At 42.4% G+C, this 20,145-nt stretch carries 24 protein-coding genes and 1 riboswitch; of the genes, 21 read left to right on the top strand and 3 right to left on the bottom strand.

What is annotated here, in order from left to right; genetic code table 11:
- The first annotated feature begins 2 nt into the window (after positions 1–2).
- From LCY76_RS07135 to LCY76_RS07160, 6 genes are all read left to right on the top strand, one after another.
- On the top strand, positions 3–347 hold the full coding sequence (locus LCY76_RS07135) for a VOC family protein (RefSeq protein ID WP_248252057.1): 345 nt from the start codon (positions 3–5) through the stop codon (positions 345–347).
- 43 nt (positions 348–390) lie between these two features.
- Positions 391–1,023 (top strand): FMN-binding negative transcriptional regulator, encoded by a 633-nt coding sequence (locus LCY76_RS07140; RefSeq protein ID WP_248252058.1) that lies wholly within the window; start codon positions 391–393, stop codon positions 1,021–1,023.
- Positions 1,024–1,039: 16 nt separating this feature from the next.
- The gene (locus tag LCY76_RS07145) at positions 1,040–1,588 is read left to right on the top strand and encodes a GNAT family N-acetyltransferase (RefSeq protein ID WP_248252059.1); all 549 of its coding nucleotides are present in this window, start codon (positions 1,040–1,042) and stop codon (positions 1,586–1,588) included.
- Complete coding sequence (locus tag LCY76_RS07150) at positions 1,585–2,067, top strand: DinB family protein (protein ID WP_248252060.1); 483 nt, start codon at positions 1,585–1,587, stop codon at positions 2,065–2,067. The genes LCY76_RS07145 and LCY76_RS07150 overlap by 4 nt, the downstream gene beginning before the upstream one ends.
- A 182-nt stretch (positions 2,068–2,249) precedes the next feature.
- A complete protein-coding gene (locus LCY76_RS07155) occupies positions 2,250–2,570 on the top strand; it encodes an ArsR/SmtB family transcription factor (RefSeq protein ID WP_248252061.1) in 321 nt (106 codons plus the stop codon).
- Between the two features lie 11 nt (positions 2,571–2,581).
- Entirely contained in the window at positions 2,582–5,050 is a 2,469-nt protein-coding gene (locus LCY76_RS07160) for a heavy metal translocating P-type ATPase (RefSeq protein WP_248252062.1), read from the top strand.
- A 56-nt stretch (positions 5,051–5,106) separates the two neighbouring features.
- Here LCY76_RS07160 and LCY76_RS07165 read toward each other — a convergent pair whose 3' ends face one another.
- Positions 5,107–5,601 carry a PCYCGC domain-containing protein gene (locus LCY76_RS07165; protein ID WP_248252063.1) on the bottom strand — a complete coding sequence of 165 codons (495 nt, stop codon included), beginning with the start codon at positions 5,599–5,601 and terminating at the stop codon, positions 5,107–5,109.
- A gap of 248 nt (positions 5,602–5,849) precedes the next feature.
- On the opposite strand from LCY76_RS07165, the gene LCY76_RS07170 reads away from it, so the two are divergent.
- From LCY76_RS07170 to LCY76_RS07185, 4 genes are read left to right on the top strand one after another with little or no spacing between them, the layout of a single operon-like run.
- A complete protein-coding gene (locus LCY76_RS07170) occupies positions 5,850–6,275 on the top strand; it encodes a DMT family transporter (protein WP_053355090.1) in 426 nt (141 codons plus the stop codon).
- A 24-nt stretch (positions 6,276–6,299) separates the two neighbouring features.
- Positions 6,300–6,998 (top strand): Crp/Fnr family transcriptional regulator, encoded by a 699-nt coding sequence (locus tag LCY76_RS07175; RefSeq protein ID WP_248252064.1) that lies wholly within the window; start codon positions 6,300–6,302, stop codon positions 6,996–6,998.
- 14 nt (positions 6,999–7,012) lie between these two features.
- The gene (locus tag LCY76_RS07180) at positions 7,013–7,480 is read left to right on the top strand and encodes a DMT family transporter (protein WP_248252065.1); all 468 of its coding nucleotides are present in this window, start codon (positions 7,013–7,015) and stop codon (positions 7,478–7,480) included.
- Complete coding sequence (locus LCY76_RS07185) at positions 7,477–8,166, top strand: YjjG family noncanonical pyrimidine nucleotidase (protein WP_248252066.1); 690 nt, start codon at positions 7,477–7,479, stop codon at positions 8,164–8,166. The genes LCY76_RS07180 and LCY76_RS07185 overlap by 4 nt, the downstream gene beginning before the upstream one ends.
- A gap of 34 nt (positions 8,167–8,200) precedes the next feature.
- On the opposite strand, the gene LCY76_RS07190 is transcribed toward LCY76_RS07185, so the two are convergent.
- The gene (locus LCY76_RS07190; protein ID WP_248252067.1) at positions 8,201–9,352 is read right to left on the bottom strand and encodes a cation:proton antiporter; all 1,152 of its coding nucleotides are present in this window, start codon (positions 9,350–9,352) and stop codon (positions 8,201–8,203) included.
- Between the two features lie 309 nt (positions 9,353–9,661).
- Between LCY76_RS07190 and LCY76_RS07195 the strand changes: the two genes are divergently transcribed.
- From LCY76_RS07195 to LCY76_RS07205, 3 genes are all read left to right on the top strand, one after another.
- Positions 9,662–10,057, top strand: a complete 396-nt coding sequence (locus tag LCY76_RS07195) for a VOC family protein (RefSeq protein ID WP_248252068.1) — start codon at positions 9,662–9,664, stop codon at positions 10,055–10,057.
- 255 nt (positions 10,058–10,312) lie between these two features.
- Positions 10,313–10,891 (top strand): hypothetical protein, encoded by a 579-nt coding sequence (locus tag LCY76_RS07200; protein ID WP_248252069.1) that lies wholly within the window; start codon positions 10,313–10,315, stop codon positions 10,889–10,891.
- Complete coding sequence (locus LCY76_RS07205) at positions 10,888–11,322, top strand: NUDIX hydrolase (protein ID WP_248252070.1); 435 nt, start codon at positions 10,888–10,890, stop codon at positions 11,320–11,322. The genes LCY76_RS07200 and LCY76_RS07205 overlap by 4 nt, the downstream gene beginning before the upstream one ends.
- A gap of 326 nt (positions 11,323–11,648) precedes the next feature.
- On the opposite strand, the gene LCY76_RS07210 is transcribed toward LCY76_RS07205, so the two are convergent.
- A complete protein-coding gene (locus tag LCY76_RS07210; protein ID WP_248252071.1) occupies positions 11,649–12,482 on the bottom strand; it encodes a MetQ/NlpA family ABC transporter substrate-binding protein in 834 nt (277 codons plus the stop codon).
- A 119-nt stretch (positions 12,483–12,601) separates the two neighbouring features.
- Positions 12,602–12,716: riboswitch (SAM riboswitch) on the bottom strand.
- A 324-nt stretch (positions 12,717–13,040) separates the two neighbouring features.
- Here LCY76_RS07210 and LCY76_RS07215 point away from each other — a divergent pair.
- The 8 genes from LCY76_RS07215 to LCY76_RS07250 all read left to right on the top strand — a co-directional run bounded on the left by LCY76_RS07215 (position 13,041) and on the right by LCY76_RS07250 (position 20,144).
- Positions 13,041–13,229 (top strand): hypothetical protein, encoded by a 189-nt coding sequence (locus tag LCY76_RS07215; RefSeq protein ID WP_062239573.1) that lies wholly within the window; start codon positions 13,041–13,043, stop codon positions 13,227–13,229.
- Between the two features lie 57 nt (positions 13,230–13,286).
- Positions 13,287–13,751, top strand: a complete 465-nt coding sequence (locus LCY76_RS07220) for a DinB family protein (RefSeq protein WP_248252072.1) — start codon at positions 13,287–13,289, stop codon at positions 13,749–13,751.
- Between the two features lie 128 nt (positions 13,752–13,879).
- Positions 13,880–14,515: a DUF1345 domain-containing protein gene (locus LCY76_RS07225; RefSeq protein WP_248252073.1), complete on the top strand. Its 636-nt coding sequence runs from the start codon at positions 13,880–13,882 to the stop codon at positions 14,513–14,515.
- A gap of 122 nt (positions 14,516–14,637) precedes the next feature.
- A complete protein-coding gene (locus tag LCY76_RS07230; protein WP_248252074.1) occupies positions 14,638–14,820 on the top strand; it encodes a twin-arginine translocase TatA/TatE family subunit in 183 nt (60 codons plus the stop codon).
- 60 nt (positions 14,821–14,880) lie between these two features.
- Positions 14,881–15,627, top strand: coding sequence for a twin-arginine translocase subunit TatC (gene tatC, locus LCY76_RS07235; RefSeq protein ID WP_062239586.1), 747 nt, complete (start codon positions 14,881–14,883; stop codon positions 15,625–15,627).
- Positions 15,628–16,029: 402 nt separating this feature from the next.
- A complete protein-coding gene (locus tag LCY76_RS07240; RefSeq protein WP_419714982.1) occupies positions 16,030–17,763 on the top strand; it encodes an alkaline phosphatase D family protein in 1,734 nt (577 codons plus the stop codon).
- Positions 17,764–17,895: 132 nt separating this feature from the next.
- Positions 17,896–18,933 (top strand): ArsR/SmtB family transcription factor, encoded by a 1,038-nt coding sequence (locus LCY76_RS07245; RefSeq protein ID WP_248252076.1) that lies wholly within the window; start codon positions 17,896–17,898, stop codon positions 18,931–18,933.
- Positions 18,930–20,144: an MFS transporter gene (locus LCY76_RS07250; RefSeq protein WP_248252077.1), complete on the top strand. Its 1,215-nt coding sequence runs from the start codon at positions 18,930–18,932 to the stop codon at positions 20,142–20,144. The genes LCY76_RS07245 and LCY76_RS07250 overlap by 4 nt, the downstream gene beginning before the upstream one ends.
- Position 20,145 lies beyond the last annotated feature (1 nt).

Below are 20,145 nucleotides of genomic sequence, written 5' to 3' on the forward strand. Positions count from 1 at the left end.
GCATGAAGCTTAACCATTTGAATCTATGTGTGAATGATTTAGCAGAAGCACAGCATTTTTTTGAACACTTCTTAGGATTTCAAACAAAAGTGCAAAAGAGCGATGTGAGTACGGTTATGGATGATGGTGAGGGATTTCTGCTGGTATTGACCAGTATGGGAGAAGAGCCTCCAAAGTATCCGAATGGTTTTCACGTTGGCTTTTATGTAGAAACGAGCGAAAAAGTGGATGAAATGTATGAACAGCTAAAAGCTGCAAAGGTTTCTGTTGGCAATCGGCAATCATCCGAGAGTGATCCGTGGTGGGTATACGTTTTATTTTCATGCGCTGAACGACATTATGTTTGAGGTGACGTGCTCTCAGTAGCTGCAGCAGAAAAGGAGTGGTAGCTTGTATATTCCCAAGCCCTTTGAAATAAACGATGGAGAAATGATGTTTGATGTTATCGAACAGTATAGTTTTGCCACGGTCATTTCTCAGCATGAAGGTGTTCCTTTTGCCACACATCTTCCCTTGGTGCTAGACCGTGAGAAACGTATGCTTTATGGCCATTTTGCCCGGCCGAATCATCAGTGGAAAGATATTGAACAGCAGAAGGTCCTTGTTATCTTTCAAGGACCTCATTGCTATGTTTCTCCTTCCTGGTATGAGACCCGGGAAGCGGTGCCGACCTGGAATTATGTAACCGTCCATGTGTATGGGGAAATCCAGGTTATACAGGATGAGCAAGAGATGGCTGAAACCCTCTTTAGCATGGTGAAGCAATATGAGGATCCTGAGAGTTCTTATGATGTTAACGATTTGGACCCACATTACATATCAGGGATGCAGAAAGGGATTGTCGGATTTAAGCTTGCCGTTACGAGTATGGAGGGAAAAGCAAAATTGAGTCAAAACCATCCATTAAAACGGCAGCAAATGGTGATGGAGAAACTGAGTAAGCAGCCTGGTGAAAACGAGAGACGGATTGCTGAGCTGATGAAAGAAAATCTCAAACAAGCTTCAATAAATCGGCAAGAATAAAAGGCGGGGAAGCTCTGTGTTCTTTCAAAATGGAAAGCTAAGCGTACGGCAGCTCGCTTATGAAGATCGGTTCGTATTGGCTAAGTGGCTTTCAGATCCATCTGTCCTGGAATTTTATGAAGGCAGGGACCGCCCTCACGATGTCTATAAAGTGATACAGAAGTTTTTTAAAAAAGAAGACGAGACGGTTGGCTGTATTGTTGAGTACGATGGAATAGACATTGGATACATTCAATTTTATAAACTGGATGTTGAAGCAAAACATGCATACGGATACCGTGATGAAACGGTATATGGGATGGATCAGTTCCTCGGGGAAGCTCGTTATCGTGATAGAGGGATTGGGACAGACTTGGTGGCAGGGATGCTGGAGTACCTAGTAAACGATAAGCAGGCTCAGGTCATTATTATGGATCCGCAAACCTGGAATAAACGGGCCATTCGGTGCTATGAGAAATGCGGATTTAAAAAAGTAAAAGTACTGGCTGAACATGAGTGGCATGAAGGAAAGTACAGGGATTGCTGGCTCATTGAGTTCCGGCCGGATAAGGAGGAAGTATCATGAAGACGCTGTTTCGTTACAACTGGCAAGTCAGGGAGGATTGGTACAAATGGTGTGAGGGTGTTCCTGAAGCTGAACTACTAAAAGTTCGTACAGGCAGTGTGGGAGGCATCTTACATACGCTCTTTCATATCATCGATGTCGAGTGGAGCTGGATTCGTGGATTACAGGAAAAACCTGATTTTCAGGAGACTTTTGATGGATATCAATCCCTTGAAAAAGTCAGAAAACTGGACGCCGAGTTTAAGCCTGAAGTGGAAAATTTTGTTCTTGCCTGGAAAGACAGTATGGAAGAACGAATTTTGCATGATACCCGACCTGATGGAAGGAAAGTGACATTCACCCATGGAGAAATCATGCGCCATGTGATCGCCCACGAAATCCATCACATCGGACAATTGTCGGTTTGGGCGAGGGAGATCGGAACGAAACCAGTAACTGCTAACCTGATTGATCGGGGACTGAACATAACAATTCAATAGGTAACATGGAAGAGCTGTTTTCACAACAGCTCTTTTTTATGTTGACACTTTCAAAAGTACATTTATCTTTCCAAAGTATGATTACGAACCGCTTTAAAAGTTTTTGACACATATATTAGTTATTGCTAATATCATATTAATATATATTAGTTTACTCTAATGTATGAATGGGGGCTATTGGTATGCAATTGATCGAAATTGATACAAAGGTAAAATTTCTACGTGGTTTTGCTGATAAAACACGAATTCAAATATTAGAGGCGTTAATGGATGAAGAAAAAACTGTATCTCAAATCGTAGAAGCGATCAACGGAAATCAATCCAACATATCACAACATCTCGCCTGTCTTAAAGGTTGTGGCATTATTGTAGGAAGACAGGAAGGAAGATATTGTTATTATCGTATCCGCAATCAGCAGGTCCGTGAACTGCTTAACATGTTTAACGTTGTTCTTGCCGACGTTCAAAATGATGTCGCTTGTTGTGACAGTCATATAGATTAGGAGTGATTCTTATGTCAAACCAATGCTCCGGCTCTGATAAAAAGCCACAAACGAAAAAGGATAGCTGCTGTTCAGGTGGGGAAGCCACAGAAGCAATAGCCAAGGAGAAAACAACCAGCTGTTGTTCTTCTGAGCCACAAATAAAAGAAACGAGTATTGTACCTTCCCTTGATAGTGAAAAAATGGAGTTTAGAGTCCAGGGAATGGATTGTCCTGCTTGTGCAAAAACCATTGAAAAAGGGATTCGCACACTAACGGATATAAAAGAAGTCCATGTTAATTACAGTACTGCGAAAATGCAAGTCGTTGCACACAATCTCTCAGCCTTTGATCCCATCGAAGGCCAAATTAAGAAGCTCGGCTATACTGTGGAGCCGATTAATGAGAAAAGAAAACTTAAGACCTACACGGTAGAAGGAATGGATTGCGGTAGTTGTGCTAAAAGTATCGAAAATCATTTAAACCTCCACTCTTCTGTTCAAAGCGTAAATGTTAATTTTTCGACGGGGAAAATGAAAATTGAACATACAAATAGTCCAGAAGAAATCGTTTCAGAAGTTTCTAAGATTGGGTTTAAAGCTACGTTAGATACTAGCCGTACAGCAAGTCAGCCTGTCCAAAAGAAGAATGAAAATGGTTTGCTCATTGGTTCAGGCCTGTTGATTGCACTTGGTTTTGCTGGTTCCTTTACAGGTGTATCCACATTGATGTCCTCGATCCTCTATGCTGTTGCCATGATTCTGAGTGGATATAAACCTGTGAAAAGTGCTTACTATTCGTTAAGAAGCCGTTCTTTAGACATGAATGTATTAATGTCAGCGGCAGCAATTGGGGCAGCTTTTATTGGTGAGTGGCTGGAAGGTGCCACTGTGGTTTGGTTATTTGCATTGGGCAACGTATTGCAGAATAAGTCCATTGAACAAACAAGAAATTCGATTCGCAATCTTATGGATCTAGCTCCTCCAGAAGCCTGGGTTCAAGCCGGCTTAGATGTTGTTAAAAAAACCGTAGAGGATATCTCGATTGGTGATGTCATTATTGTTAAACCAGGTGACAAGATTCCTTTGGATGGAGAGGTATTTAAAGGGGAATCCAGTGTTAATCAAGCACCGATTACAGGTGAATCCATCCCTGTTGATAAGCAATCAGGAGACAACGTGTATGCAGGAACCATTAATGAACACGGAACGCTTGAAATCAAGGTAACAAAGCTAGTCGAAGATACGACTATTTCCAAAATCATTCACTTGGTGGAAGAAGCTCAGGAGCAAAAAGCACCCACTGAAGCCTTTATTGATAAATTCGCAGCCATCTATACGCCGATTGTATTTGGATTGGCATTACTTATCATGGTCCTTCCGCCATTATTAACATTAGGAACGTGGGGTGATTGGTTTTATAAAGGGCTTGAATTATTGGTGATTGCTTGTCCATGTGCACTGGTGATCTCTACTCCAGTGGCCATTGTGTCAGCCATCGGGAATGCTGCAAAGAATGGAATCTTAATCAAAGGTGGGACCTTCTTAGAAAAAGCGGGTGCCATCACAGCTATCGCGTTTGATAAAACAGGAACCTTAACTGAGGGTAAACCAAAAGTATCAAAAGTTGAAGTGCTGGAAGGTACAGAAGAAGAACTGTTATCCATCGCCTTCACATTAGAGAATTATTCCACTCATCCAATTGCTAAAGCCATTGTGGATTACGCGAAGTCCCAAGGAATTTCTTCTAAAGAAGGAGAGTTATATAAAAGCATTGTTGGGAAAGGCGTCCAAGCCGCGATTGATGGAGTGAATTATTACGCAGGAAACCTAACTCTATTTAAAGAAATGACGGTCTCACTGGATCAGCTTAACCAAAATGTACTGGAGCTGCAGAACCAAGGGAAAACGATTGTGATCATTGGTACGGAACAAAAGATCATTGGTTTGATTGCCGTGTCGGATACCATCCGAGAATCTACCATCTCTTCGTTAAAAGCATTAAAAGAAAGAGGAATACGCGAGACCGTCATGTTAACGGGGGATAACGAAGGTACCGCTAAAATGATTGCCTCTGAAGCAAATGTGAGTCGTTACTTTGCTGAATTATTGCCAGAAGATAAAGTAACCGCAATCAAGAAGCTGCAAAGCGAAGGGTACAAGGTAGCCATGGTCGGTGATGGAATTAATGATGCCCCTGCACTGGCCGCCGCTGATCTAGGAATTGCGATGGGTGGAGCGGGAACGGATACTGCCATGGAGACCGCGGACATTGTTTTAATGGCTGATAATCTTGATAAGCTGCCTCATACCATGAAATTGAGTAAAAATGCGTTATCCATCATCAAGCAAAACATTTGGTTTTCCATCATCATAAAGGCTATTGCATTAGGATTGATATTCCCTGGCTGGCTTACGCTCTGGATGGCGGTATTAAGTGATACAGGGGCAGCATTAATCGTTATTTTAAATGCTTTAAGGCTATTAAAGGATAAAGAATGAAATATATCAAGATGACATAATTAAAACCATTGAGACGATCTCTCAATGGTTTTTCTTTATATGGTAGGGGTAGGTGTTGGTTTTGCATAACCCTTCTCATATGTTTTATCGATGTTCTCTCTAATTTCCTTTACTGATTTTCCTTTGCTGTAATCCATTACTGATTGTGCAGCGATTTCCAGACATACCCCACATTTTGTTCCGTGATCATCCCAAACTATTGCACCATTCTTTTTATTTTCATGGACGAAGCAATCGTAATTATTTTTATGGTTTGCTTCTTCTCCACAGCCGCAGTAACAAGGAATCTTCTCGAGGAGTTCTTTATGTTTAGCAGCAGCCTGATAAATTACCTGTATCTCTTTTGGCTGTTTCATCAAAAAAGAAGGCAAAGATTCAACTTTTCCTGTTTCCTCTCTAATATCGGAGGTTTCATGAGATTGAGATTGTTCATGCTCTTGATGATTTTCTTCCCTTTTTTGAGGTTCTTTATTGGAACAGGCAATTAGAAAAGATAAGGAGAGTAGGACGGCAAGTGATTTAATTTTCATTACAATTCCCCTCTATAATAGATTAGATTACTCTGTCATTTTAAATGAAAAAAGGCGGCTGCACATAGCTGTTCACAATAAATACATAAATGAAAACAACTCCATCCTGTGAAATTATGGTGCATTCTATTTATCTCAACAATAAAAGCTGCCTTCATTTTTTTTATAAAGTGAGGACATATGTCCTTTCCCTCATGCGTGGCTTTCCCTGATAATGAAAAATGTAAATTAAACAGGGGAGAGATTCGATGAAAGGAATACTTTTTGCGTTGTTCGGAGGTATCTTCATTTCCCTTCAAGGTGTGGCCAATTCCCGGATCGGCCAGGATATTGGCACATGGCAAGCGGCCACAGTTACCCAGATGACAGGATTTATTTTAGCGATGATCCTCATGATTTTCTTCAGAGATCGTACTTGGCAAAAATTCAAACTTGTGAAACCGCTGTATTTGTTTGGGGGAACGTTTGCTGCTGTCGTGATCTTCAGTAATGTAACAGCCATCCATAAGGTAGGTGTGACCCTGACCATCTCTGCTCTCTTGATCGCTCAGTTAAGCGTTGCTTTTTTAACAGACAGCTACGGCTGGTTTGGAACGGCGAAACAGAGAATGAGGATGCCGCAGTTCATCGGAATTGGTATGATGATTACAGGTGTGCTGATTTTAAGCATGTGATAATCGCCTGATGGAGGTTTCGCTATGAAAAAAATCAATGATCGAGAGCTGCTTGAATTATATTTAAGTGATCATCATATAGAATCTATATTTCATTCGCAATTGATGCCGTATTTGAAGTTATATCATTTCAAGCCGGGTGAGCTCATCTGTTCACAGGGAGAACCCGCACAGTATATTTATGTACTGGTGAAGGGGAAGGTAAAAGTGTACACCACCTCACCAGAAGGCAAAACACTCATTCTTTCGTTTAAAACACCGCTTGAAGTGATCGGGGACATTGAATATGTACGGGGTACAGATACGGTGAATACAGTGGAGGCTGTATCTCCTGTCACGATGATCGGTATTCATCATCGCTGGCTGAAAAAATACGCTTGTGATGATTCAGCGTTCCTGAATTTTTTATTGAAAATCATTACGGAAAAATTCTATGTGAAATCCAATTCTTTACGCTTTAATCTGCTCTATCCGGTGGAAGTTCGTCTGGCGAGTTATCTCTTGTCGGTCTCGTTTGATGAATCGGATTCCTTATTAACGGGGCAGCACAGTACCCGAAGCTTGAAAGATGCTGCGAATTTAATCGGAACGAGCTACAGGCATCTGAACCGGGTCATCCAGCAATTTTGTGCAGAAGGATTGGTTGAAAGGAACAGCGGAGGAATTCTTGTAAAAGATCGGGAAGGCTTGCGGGCATTGGCCAATGACAATATCTATGAATAAGGAGTAGAAGAGTTATGCTTTTAGGGATCATTTTTGCGCTGATTGCAGGAGCGCTCGTCGGCCTGCAAAACATTTTCAATAGTAAGGTCAATGAACATGCGGGATCCTGGGCAACGAATGTCCTGGTTTTGGGTCTGGGATTCATTGCATCACTGACGCTTGGTTTAATCTTTGAAGGGAAACAATTATTCCATCTGCACCATATGCAAACGTGGTATTGGTTCAGCGGTGTGATTGGAGTAGGAGTGGTGACCTGTGTGGTGCAAGGGGTCAAACGGCTCCGGCCAACGATTGCTATCTCCATTGTCCTGGCATCACAGCTTGGATTTGCCCTGTTTTTGGACTCGGTGGGCGCCTTAGGCTTGAAACCGGTGCCTTTTACCTTTAAAGAGCTGATTGGAGTGCTGATCATCATCGGAGGCATCATTGTTTTTAAATTCAGCGGTGAGCAAGAGACTCAGCAATCGCAGAAAGCCTCATGAAAACTTACAAAACACTGTTATTTGATGTTGATGATACGCTGTTGGACTTCGGTGCGGCAGAGAGCACAGCCCTTCGCATGTTGTGTGAAGAGCAGCTGATTACATTTACCTCAGAACTGGAGACCCTTTATAAGAAAATAAACCAGGGGCTTTGGCAAGCTTTTGAAGAAGGGGAAATCGAAAGGGCAGAGGTTCTCAACACCCGTTTTTCTCTTTTATTAAAAGAGTACGGCCATGAGGCGGATGGGCTTTTGCTTGAAGAAACCTACCGTCGATTTTTAAGTGAAGGGAACCAGCTGATCGAAGGAGCATTGGAATTGATCACAGTGCTGCAAGATCGTTTTGATCTATATATTGTGACAAACGGTGTTTCCAAAACACAAGACAAACGGTTGAGAAGTTCGGGACTGCATCCACTGTTCAAAGGTATTTTTGTTTCCGAGGACACGGGGTATCAAAAGCCAATGAAAGAGTACTTTGATTATGTTTTTGCACGAATCCCCGATTTTTCTCTAGACCAAGGATTGATCATCGGTGATTCCTTAAATGCGGATATGAAAGGCGGACTGCTGGCCGGGCTCGATACCTGCTGGTTTAATCCCAAAAAGAAAACCAACCATACGGATATGGTTCCGACTTATGAAATACAGAAGCTTGGTGAGCTGTATCAGATATTGGGGCAATAAAAAAAGTGGACTGCGGGCAGTCCACTTTTTCTTGTTATACAGTATTGACGCCCTTTTTAATTTTTGATTTGAAAAAGATTTTCATCATAGGTGGTGTAACAATAGTTGTCACAAGAACGACGACAACAATGACAGCAAACATGTCTTGGCTCAATAGCTTTGATTCTAGACCAATAGCGGAAATGATCAACGCTACTTCGCCACGAGAGACCATGGCGGAACCAATTCCGAGTGAGCTGTTCCAGCTGAATCCGGCCGCTTTTGCTCCTATTGAAGCTCCGATTAATTTGGTTAGGACCGCGATTAAACTAAGGGTTATGATAAGACCTATATTTTCCGTAATCCCTGAAAACTCTGCTGTAATTCCGATGGAGGTAAAGAAAATAGGAACAAAGAGAGAATATCCGATCGTTTCAACTTTTTCAAAAACCTCTTGTTTGAAGTTGGTCACGCTAACCGCTACTCCGGCGATGTACGCACCAATGATCGCTGCAACTCCTGTATATTCTGCGAAATAGGCAAAAACGAAACAAATAATCAGAGCGGATGAAATCACCGTTTCTGTGACTTTTAATGAAGAAAACTTGTTTAAAAAGTAAGGGACGACCTTCCATCCTGTAAGAATAGCTCCTGCGAAGAATAAAAGTTTCTTAAGAATAACCGTTGTTAAATTGACATCTCCGCCAGCAAAACTCATTAAGAATGCCAAAGCGATGATAACGACTACATCATCAATCACAGCGGCACCTAAGATTGTTGTTCCTTCAGGTGTTTTTAATTGGTTCATCTCCTTGAGTGCCTGAACAGAAATACTTACGCTTGTTGCAGAAAGAACGAGCCCTAAAAATACAGCTTCCAATACGGATAGGTGTAATGCCATACCTGCTAAATATCCTAAAACAAGGGGAACAATGATACCTCCGAAGCCCACAAACGTGGATGCTTTACCTGTCCTTTTAAACTCATCCAGATCCGTTTCCAACCCGGCAATAAACATTAAGAAAATCACACCGATTTGGCTAAATTCATTTAACGTCTCTGTCTCGTTCACTAATCCCAATACCGAAGGTCCAAGAACAATCCCAATGATAAGTTTTCCAAGAACTGAAGGCTGTCCTAATCTTACACTCAGGCTTCCCGCTATTTTGGAAGCAATTAAAATAATGGCGATTTGCAGTATTAACATGTGAACAACCACCTTTCATTTTTTTTTGAAAACAAAAAAAGAGCCTGTCACCAAGGGCATAAATATCCCTTGGTGACAGGCTCCTCCAAGTCGTACGATTATTTTCTTAAATCCATTATACCATATTTACGGAAAAAATTTAAGTATTTGAATGCAATTTCCAGTTTGTTCCGTCATACTAGAGGGACAACGGATTTGGGATCGGACAAGGAACCTCTTAACGATCAGCGGGTCGGAGATGAATTAATCATCAGAGAATACGAAGCCTTTTAACATGAAATACTCCAAAATGAATCTGAGGTGTGAACGATGAAGAAAAAAATTGGACATATCACCATCCTTGTTAAAGATTTTGATGAGGCGGTTGCTTTTTATACGAATCAGTTGGGATTTGAACTATTAACTAATGTAGCATTTGGCAATGGACACAGATGGGTTACAGTAGCTCCTTCAAAGGAATCAGAGACCGCCATCGTTTTTGTGAAGGGTGATACGCCGGATAAAGCTGAAAGAATCGGCAGCCAGGCCTCCAATCATGCCTTCTTAGTCATTCAAACGGATGATTGTTTACGTGATTATGAAGAAAAGAAGAAAAAAGGGGTGAGCTTTCTAGGCGAACCGAAGGAAGTTCCTTGGGGCATTGAAGTCGTTTTTGAAGATCTATATGGCAACCGATTTGATCTTCTGCAGCATAATGGCATGTAAGAAAGAACTTCCCGTGTTGGAAGTTCTTTTAATTTTTTACTTGGTCGTGGCATCCTTTTAATCATCCATCCCACAAATACAATGATTACTCCGATTGCAGCTACACCGAGAGATTTCAAAAGCATTCGCTTATTTCCTCCACCTGTTAATTTTCCATATTATAACATTATTTCGGGGGATGCCTTTTAGAAAAGAAGGGTTTTGCATCCCTTAAAGAAAGGATAAAGAAAACATTCAAAAGAAGGGGATTTTACGATGAACAACGCAGCACTACGCTGTATGGAAGATCTTGTTTTCATGAGGCAGCTTCACTTATTCGACCAGACCGATGTCATTTTATATCATCCCGGACATTTTCCAGAATTAAATGAACAGCTGCTCTCCTTTTATGAAGAGAAAGGAGCAGAGCTGATCCTGATTCCTGGGGTTTATAACTCGTTCTTGAAACAAAATGAATATAATTACTATGCTCCTCTTTTATCAAAAGCGGGAATTAGTGAGCATCGACTGATAGCCATACCAAACCGGAATGAAGACAAAGGAGTAGAGAGTGTCATTCACTCTGCTTTTGAATTCTTAAATTCTACTCCTCATCAAAACGTTCTGTTGGCCGGAAAGTCTTTCTTCTGTCGCCGTTTTTACCTTCTATCTTCTTTGTACGCAAGTGATGATAAAGTTTTAGATGTTTTGCCTCTGGAGGATAATCGAGAAATTGTCCCTGAAAAATGGACTTTGAGTGAAAAAGGAAGGACAAGGATTCTCAACGAGGTTGAACAGTTGGCCTGCATAAGTAATGAGAAGCTATCAAAACAGTTAGAGGAGATGAGCAAATGAAACGTGTAGATGTGGTTTATGTTTTATTGTGGGACGAACGATCGGATAACATCTTTATGGTGAAGAACAGAGGGGATAAAGGTTCCTATTATACGCTTCCCGGGGGTGCAGTGGAGGAAGGGGAAACCCTTGAACAGGCTGCTGTCCGTGAAGTGAGAGAAGAGACGGGCCTGGAAGTAGAAGTAGAGAACGTATTTGGAATATCCGAGGCCTTTTTTGAAGAAAATGGGCATCATGTGATCTTCTTTACGTTCCTTGGCAAAATAACCGGTGGAAAGATTGGGACCCTATGTCCGGATGAAATCGAGGAAGTCGCATGGATGGATTATAAGGAAGCAGAGCCATATCTATATCTTCCGGATGGTGTAAAAGAAAGGATCATATCCAATCGTTCCATCTCCTACAGTCTGAGAGGAACCGTCAAAAGCTAAAAAGAAGTGCAGGATCCAAGAAAATAAGTGGCAATTATTTGATGAAAAAGAAGCTTTCTCGTAGATGAGGGGAAGCTTCATTATTTTTGAGGAGCTTGCTGTGTTTTTAGTGTGCAGGTAATGTGTTTGAATAGTGATTTTTGAGTTTACATGCGGGTTTATATGGTTTACTGTCCACTTTGCTGAGTTTACGTGCCGCTTTTAAGAGTTTACTGTCCGCTTTTTTCGCTTTACGTGCCAGATCAAGCATTTTACATGCCAAACACATCATTCCGCCCCATACCAAAAAAGAGCCTGGAGATAATTCTCCAGGCACTTATTTCATCTTAATTTGATACAGGGAGGACGGCGCCTTTGTATTCTTTTTCAATAAACGATTGGATCTTTTTAGAATGAAGCACTTCAACCAGGGTTTTAATGGCTTTCTTGTCTTTATCGCCTTGGCGGACAGTGATGATGTTGGCAAATGGAGAATCAGGCCCTTCTAGTGCGATGGAATCTTTCTTTGGATTAAGTCCAGCATCGATGGCATAGTTCGTGTTGATGACGATAGCATCTCCTTCATTGTACTGATAGGCCTTTGTAAGAAGAGCTGGCTCGATGTCAGCCCTAAATTTAAGTTTCTTTGGATTTTCAACAATGTCTTTCAGCTGTGCTTTGTACCCGACGCCTGATTTAAGCTTGATCAATCCTGCTTTTTCAAAGATAGAAAGAATTCGGCCATGCTCAGCTACTGAATTGCTTAGAATCACTTTTGCACCGTTCGGCAAATCTTTTAGTGATTTGTATTTTTTAGAGTAAACGCCCATTGGTTCAATATGAATGGCTCCAGCGTTTTCGAATTTATAGTTTGGATTTTCTTTCAGTTGCTGCTCCAGGTAAGGAATGTGCTGGAAGTAGTTAGCATCGATCTCTTTATTGGCCAGCGCTTTGTTTGGCAGAACATAATCTTGGAATTTAACGATCTTCAGGTCAATTCCTTTTTTCTTCAGCAAAGGAACCGCTTCTTTTAGAATGACAGCGTGCGGTACATTAGAGGCACCGACAGTTAATTTTTCTATCCTTTTCCCATCGCCGCTCGTGCTTGATGATCCGCATGCCGATAATGCTGCCGCGATCAATACTCCCAGTAATAATAATCCCCATTTTTTTAATTTCATTGATTCCCCAACCCCCATTTTCATTTTTTGATAGTGCTACACTGTCTTGAGAGCATGGATTTAAACCAAAAGCCCTCTATCTCAAAAGAGACAGAGGGCTTCCGAATAAATCCGTTGACCTCTCATCTCTCAGCTTTCGCTGTTAGATTTAGCACCGTTTCCATACTGATGATTCAGCATGAATGGTTGCCGGGCTTCATAGGGCTAATTCCCTCCACCTGCTCTTAATAAGAGTGTACTCATATCAAATTACTTCGTATTATGGCAGGTATTCAAAATAATGTCAATTCCTTTTTTTCCAACAGGGCCATTGTATAAATATATTTATGGGTGTTTGTGTCGGAGATCTTCAAGAAAAAGCGAACCTCTTGCAATCCACTGTATCCAATTCAAAATCCACCATGTGCAGCGTTCCTTTCCTTGTTCCTGCCATCTATCATAGCGAAATTGGGCCATGTTCTCCAATTAAGTTGCCCTATTTGTAAAAAAATGCAGACAAAACATGTGGAAGAAGATATCATTACAGTATGATCTATACGGCATAAGGAGGTACGAAATATGTCATCTGAAAATAACGGGCAGCCTAAAAAGCTGAGCTATCAGGAAGCGATCAAGCAAAAGCTGGCTGAAAAAAAGCAGCAGCAGGCTAACGGAAAGCTTTCTACAAACCCGGTTAAATCAACCAAACAAATGAAAAGCCAGCAGACGAAAAAGGCCAACAACCAGCACCGTCGCACTGGCGTTTAATTTTCACTATGAAACCCTTATATGAGGGTTTTTTTGTTTACTTAGAAAGGAGTCCTCATGAATATAATAAAACCAATTTTTCACCAGCTGGAGATAGCCAACCATTACATTCTGAAAATTTTAGAAATCATGGAAGAAAGCGACCTGGAACTTTCGCTGGGAGCGGAGAAAAGAACATTACGGGAACTGTTCGCCCATCTAGCCGTGATCTATAAAGCGGACTTTATGATCTTGAATGGGGCCACTCAGCAGGAGATGGAGGAGTTCTATGAAAAGCACCACCCCCAGACCCTTTTGGAAATAAAGGAGATGCTTCTTGATCATTTTGCTTTTTTAAAAGAGAAGACGGCGTGTTTTACGAATGAAGATTGGTCTGTTGTGACAACCTCGTGGTGGGGAGTGTCCTATTCAAGATACGAATGGATGCTGGAAATTCTCGGACATGTCTATCACCATAGAGGTCAGCTGCAGACGGTACTCGCCATAAATAGCAGAGACCCGAAAATTCAACTGTTTGAATAGCATCAATCTTTAATTCCCCTGGAAAGATAAGGTCACCAATCCATTTTTAATGACATATCATAAGGTAGCGGTGTATGAGGACGAGCATGCCTTCATCCATTGACTACCCTTTTTAAGTTGGCGGTTTTATGAAATTGAAAATGAGTACGAAAAAAGATTACCGCTGGCCGTCTGATGTTGCGATCGTCATCATCGGAATCTTATTTAAACTTTTGTCCAATATGGTGACAATCGGCCCGAACTGGCCGGTCTTTGTCATTGCTTTTATCCTTTATATTCCTTTACTTTACGCAGTTAGTTCTGAACATGATCTATGGTCGAGGAAATTTGCGATTCTTCGGGTTTTAGTTCTTACTTTTGCCTTGATGAGCAGCATGGTGGACTTGGTGTATTCTTTATTTTTTGGCATGCCGAGTGCCAGTGAATTATTTCAAAGTGCTGGTCTATTGTGGGCAGCGAACGTGCTGATTTTTGCGATCTGGTATTGGGAGATCGACAGAGGGGGGCCAATCCGGAGAAATTCAAAAAATCCAGGGAAGCCTGAATTTGGTTTTCCTCAGATGATGTCCTCACTGCCAGAGTGGGAAGGGTGGAAGCCTAATTTCCTGGATTACTTATTTGTAGCCTTTAACACAAGTGTTGCTTTCAGTCCGGCGGATACGGCTGTATTTTCCAGGCGGGCGAAACTCCTGATGATGACACAATCGGTGATCTCACTTGTTGCGCTCGTTGTATTGGCGGCACGGGCAATTAATATCGTGTAAGGGATGGTGAATGCCATCCTTTTTTAAGTTTATAAAATGTTAAATTTTTCTTCATATTTCCTCAACAATACTTATTTATCGTAGGAGGTGAGCGATAACGACATCCTTAAGGAGGCATTCCAATGTTACAAAATATCGGTATACCCGGCTTGGTTATCATGTTAGTGATCGCGTTAATTATCTTTGGACCTTCTAAACTTCCTGAGATTGGACGGGCATTTGGCAGCACACTCAGGGAATTTAAAAACTCTGCCAAAGATTTGATGAGTTCGGATGAAAAGGAAGAGAGAGCAGACCAGAAATAATAGAAGAAGGGGATGGCCATTCGTCATCTCCTTCCTCTTATTTAGCAGAGGTGAAAAATTATGAAGGATGTAGAAATGCTCCTAGTGGATCATCTAAGCGAGCTTCGAAAACGGCTGATCATTACCTTGGTTACATTTGCTCTATTTTTCATCGTTTCCTTTATTTATGTTCAGGACATCTATCACTGGCTGATCAGGGATTTGGACGAGAAGCTTGCGGTTCTTGGGCCAAGTGATATTCTGTGGGTGTATTTTATGATATCGGGCATCATCTCCATCGCACTGACGATTCCGGTGGCGGCTCACCAGATCTGGATGTTTGTGAAACCGGCACTCTCTAAACATGAAGCCAAAACGGCATTGTCCTACATACCGGCGTTATTTCTGCTGTTTATTACCGGCCTTGCCTTTGGCTATTTTGTGGTTTACCCGATGGTGCTGGATTTCCTGCTCTCGCTGTCGGATGGACAGTTTCAGACCTTCTTTACATCAGAAAAATATTTCAGATTTATGATGAATCTCACGCTGCCGTTTGGCTTTTTGTTCGAGATTCCTCTCGTCATCATGTTTCTGACATCAATCGGACTCGTAAATCCAAAACTACTATCAAAAGCACGGAGAATCGCTTATTTTGTTTTAGTACTGATTGCGATTGTAATTACGCCGCCGGATTTCATGTCAGATTTTCTTGTCACGATCCCACTTTTGGTTCTGTATGAGTTCAGCATCACGCTATCCAAGATTGTCTACCGTAAAAAGCTGGCTAAACAGGAGGATAATGTTGTGGAGCTGAGGAAGCCTTCGTGAGTTTGAAGGAATACGCGCCGATTGGGTTGAAATACGCGCGAATCTTCTCGTTTTACGATCCAATCTCACACAAATACGCGCCAATCAAAAAAGAGTGCTCCCCGCACTCTTTTTTTAACTTCCAATTGTTAGGGTTTTTTAAAGCGAATGTTAAAATTCACCTGGGCGAAAGTCCTTATTGTTTGTTGAGGGTTGACTGAATTTGTCCTTTCACGCATTGAAATATGTTGAAAAAAGATACAGGGGATGATAAAAGTCCTGAGAAGAATGGCCTTCTCCTTTTATTCTCTTAAACTCCGGCCTTTACATATCTTTACGGTAGATTCACAAACAGGTTTTATACTGAGCCTCGTACGCTACTATTTCAATGAGAGGGGAATCAGCATGGCAGATGAGAGGCATATGGAGGATTGGATTAAGAATTTAACCGATAAGAGTAATGAGGACAAGAGGTTCGATCGTCGAAGCTTTCTAAAAGGAACCGGTAAGATCGCGGGATTATCTCTAGGTATGGTGCTGGCTCAGTCCATAGGGGGCTTTGAGGTTAACGCGGCTCCAAAGTTTCAAAGCTATCCTTTTACCCTGGGTGTTGCGTCTGGTGATCCACTTTCCGATGGCGTCGTGCTGTGGACACGTCTTGCCCCAAATCCGCTGAATGGGGGCGGGATGCCTGCACAAGCTGTTCCGGTAAAATGGGAGATTGCCAGAGATGAACGTTTTCGCAACATCGTTCAATACGGAACAGAGCTGGCAAGACCTGATCTTGCGCATTCCGTGCATGTTGAAGTGAGCGGGTTAAAACCTAACGAAGTCTATTATTATCGTTTTAAAAGCGGTTATGAACTGAGTCCGATCGGCAGAACGAAGACCTTGCCTGCTGTTGGATCTGCCGTGAAAGAATTGAAATTTGCATTTGCTTCTTGCCAGCAGTATGAACACGGATTCTATACGGCCTATAAGCATATGGCTGAAGAGGATCTGGATCTTGTGTTCCATCTTGGTGATTATATTTACGAATATGGCCCGAACGAGTATGTCGCAGCAACCGGAAATGTCCGCACGCACAGCAGTGCAGAGGTCATGTCGCTGGATGATTACCGCAACCGTCATGCCCAGTATCGTTCTGATGCGAACCTGAAGGCTGCTCATGCTGCTTTCCCATGGGTTGTTACCTGGGATGACCATGAAGTTGAAAACAACTATGCGGATAAGATTCCTGAAAAAGGACAGTCTGTGGAAGCTTTCATCATTCGCCGGGCTGCCGCTTACCAAGCGTATTATGAGCATATGCCGCTTCGTAAAACATCGCTACCAAACGGGCCGGACATGCGTTTATACCGAAATTTCGCATACGGAAACCTCGCTTCGTTCAATGTACTCGATACCCGCCAGTACCGGTCGGATCAAGCTAATGGAGACGGAAACAAACCACAGTCTCCTGAATCACTGGATCCTCGCCGTACTCTTATGGGGAAGGAACAGGAAAGCTGGCTCTTTAACAATCTGAGTACTTCCAAGGCTCACTGGAATGTACTGGCTCAGCAGATTTTCTTTGCTCAATGGAATTTTGGGACAAGCGCTGCCCCTGTTTACAGCATGGATTCCTGGGATGGCTATCCGGCACAGCGCCAGCGGGTTTTAGACTTTGTAAAAAGTAAAAACATGAACAATCTGATTGTATTAACAGGGGATGTTCACGCGAGCTGGGCTTCCAACCTGCTGATGGATTTTGATAATCCCAATTCACCAATCTTCGGTGCTGAATTTGTTGGAACTTCCATCACTTCCGGTGGAAATGGCGCTGATAAGCGAAAAGATACCGATCATATTTTGGAACAAAATTCGCATATCAAATTTTTTAACGACTACCGCGGCTATGTCCGCTGTAAGGTGACACCTGAACAATGGCAGGCTGACTATCGTGTTGTCCCTTTCGTAACAGAGCCAGGTGCCGCAGTATCTACACGAGCGTCCTATGTTTACCAAAAAGATCAACTCGGGCTGAAGCGGGTATCGGCTTCCATTGTCCCACAGGGGCTTAAAATTTCTGAACAGGTAGAGGATGACCGCTTTACTGCTCATACGCATGCACATAACAAGCAGATGAATCAAATAAAGGAGAAAGTAAAACAGTAAATGGGCTCAGAGACACAAAAGCGTAAAGCTGCTTTTGTGTTTTTTTTGAATGTTCATTCGAAATATATTGAATAAATAGTTCGTTAAATTTAGAATATAAAGTATGAAACTATAAAAGGGGGATGGAAAGTCTTGAAACACCTTTTATCCGCACAGCCCGCAGAAAAAGTGCAAGTAGCACTAGAATCTTCATGTGTATGGGAAGTCATACTTGGTATTGCCGGTTATACCTACGCACAATTAAGGCATTCCTTTGATTTGGACGAGCAATGGAAAGATTGGAAAGGGGAAATGAACAGTTCGCTTATTGACCATCTGAAACAAATCCAAGAAACGAACTTGTGGTACGGAATGCTCCTGCTTCAAAACCGGTGGAACGCGGACACCCTTCAAGAATTTTCGAATAAACTGCAGAACATGACAGAGGAAGAATTTTATGAAACGCTCCTGCCCTATAAGAACCGGGAAGCCGAAGCAACTCGAAAGGAAAATGCCCTAAACTTTAGCCATGAGAATCGTTTTAGAGAATATGCTGCGTACTTTGAAGGGCACGAATACTTGGAAGGCTATGTTCGATTGCTGGGAGAGCGGCCACGCGTTGAATTAAGTTCGCTGATGTTATCCGCGATGGAAGAGTGGCATGGCTTTATAAGTGCAAAGCCAGTTTGGGAAAAATGGATGCAGTCACTTGCCCATGAAACGAGACAAACGATGAAATTTGAAGAGCCATTGGAAGAGATTGAACGAATTACAGGCGGCCTTAAGTATATTCCTGAACCATCAGTGTGGTATATAAAGCTTGTTCCCCATGTTTCTTACCGGCCATGGGTTCTGCAATTACGGACACCTGACACCATGCTTTTCTTTTATCCGGTAAACGAAGAATATTTTACCGAGCCAGGAGTTCCGTCCATGGATCTGATCCGGGGGCATAAAGCGCTCGGAGACGAGTTTCGATTGAAACTCCTTTTTCAGCTTCAAAAAGGGCCATTATCACTGCAGGAATTGAGCGGACAGTTTCACATGTCAAAAACGACACTTCACCATCAGCTTTCCCTTTTAAAAGCCGCGAAGTTCGTTAGTGTTGAAAAAGGGATCTATTCGGCAAATGTGAAACAGATCCAGTCTTTTTCGGAAAGATTAATCCAGTACTTGGGAAAAGAAGGATGAAAAGCTACTCGAGGTCGTTTAAAGCGCTTTGGACCGGAGAGATGGTATCTGAATTTGGAGGAGCAGCAGGGGGCATCGTCAACGGATTGCTTCTGTATGAACTGACCGGCTCAAAAGAATGGATGGGAGCATTGTGGCTGGTTTACTTTCTCCCTTCTCTAGTGCTGCAGGGAATCAGTGCTCCTTTTTTAAATCACGTGATAAAAGAAAAAGTGCTCCGAAACATTCAGCTCATCCGTATGGGGGCATACTTGCTGCCGCTGATCGGATCACTGCTCCATTCGCATGCGGGGACCATTTTTGGACTTGCCATTCTGCAATGCTGTTTAGGCTTGCTGCAGCCGATCTATGCCAGTCTGTCGTTTTCTCTTTTGCCTGAAATTTGCAAAAAAGAGGAGCTGGCAGAAGCGAATGGATTGCTTGATGGAACGATACGGCTGATGAGTTTTCTTGCGCCTGGTGTAACTTCATTATTGCTGCTGATCAGTCCTGTGCCTCTTATTTACGCACTGTCTTCTTTCTTGTTTCTCATTAGCTATTATGCCCTTTCACGAATACCGCCGCTTGAAACGAAAAGAGCAGCGGTGTGGACTAAACGATTTTGGTGGTCAGAGATGAAGCAGGGGTATCAGAACTTTTTTCAGTATCCATATCTCTTGAGGCTGACCCTTCTTTCATCAAGTGTCCAATTTGCTGTAGGAGCTGCCATGGTCTTAAGTGTTCCTCTGATTCGGAGTGAACTCAATGGAGAACGGTGGGAGTATGCTGTTTTTTCAGGAGCTTTTCCGGTCGGCTATGCGCTGGGGACCGTCCTAATAAAGCGAATTCCAAAATCGCCATGGACGATGTATTTTGGACTCGTAGGCGGAGGAATTTCCTTCCTTCTTCTTTTCGTGGTGACGTCGATTCCAGGGGCATGGATGTGCGAGTTGTTTGGTGGAATGGTATTCCCGCTGTTCAACGCTCAAAGCGCTGCTAAATTCCAGAAGGAAGCTCCCCGAGAGCAATTGGCCCAGTTGAGTGCCGTCCGCTTGCTGTTCATGAGAGCCACGATGCCTTTGGGGATCTTATTTGCTTCTTCAGCATTCCTTCATCTCTCCATACGCCAGACCTTTGGTGTGATCGGAACGGTCATTATCTTGCCCGGTTTATTTTTTCTGATCAAGGAAAGTGGAAGGATACATCCTTTCAATAAACAAAAAACAGGCTGAA

It is taken from the genome of Fictibacillus marinisediminis (assembly GCF_023149135.1).
GTDB lineage: Bacteria > Bacillota > Bacilli > Bacillales > Fictibacillaceae > Fictibacillus_C > Fictibacillus_C marinisediminis.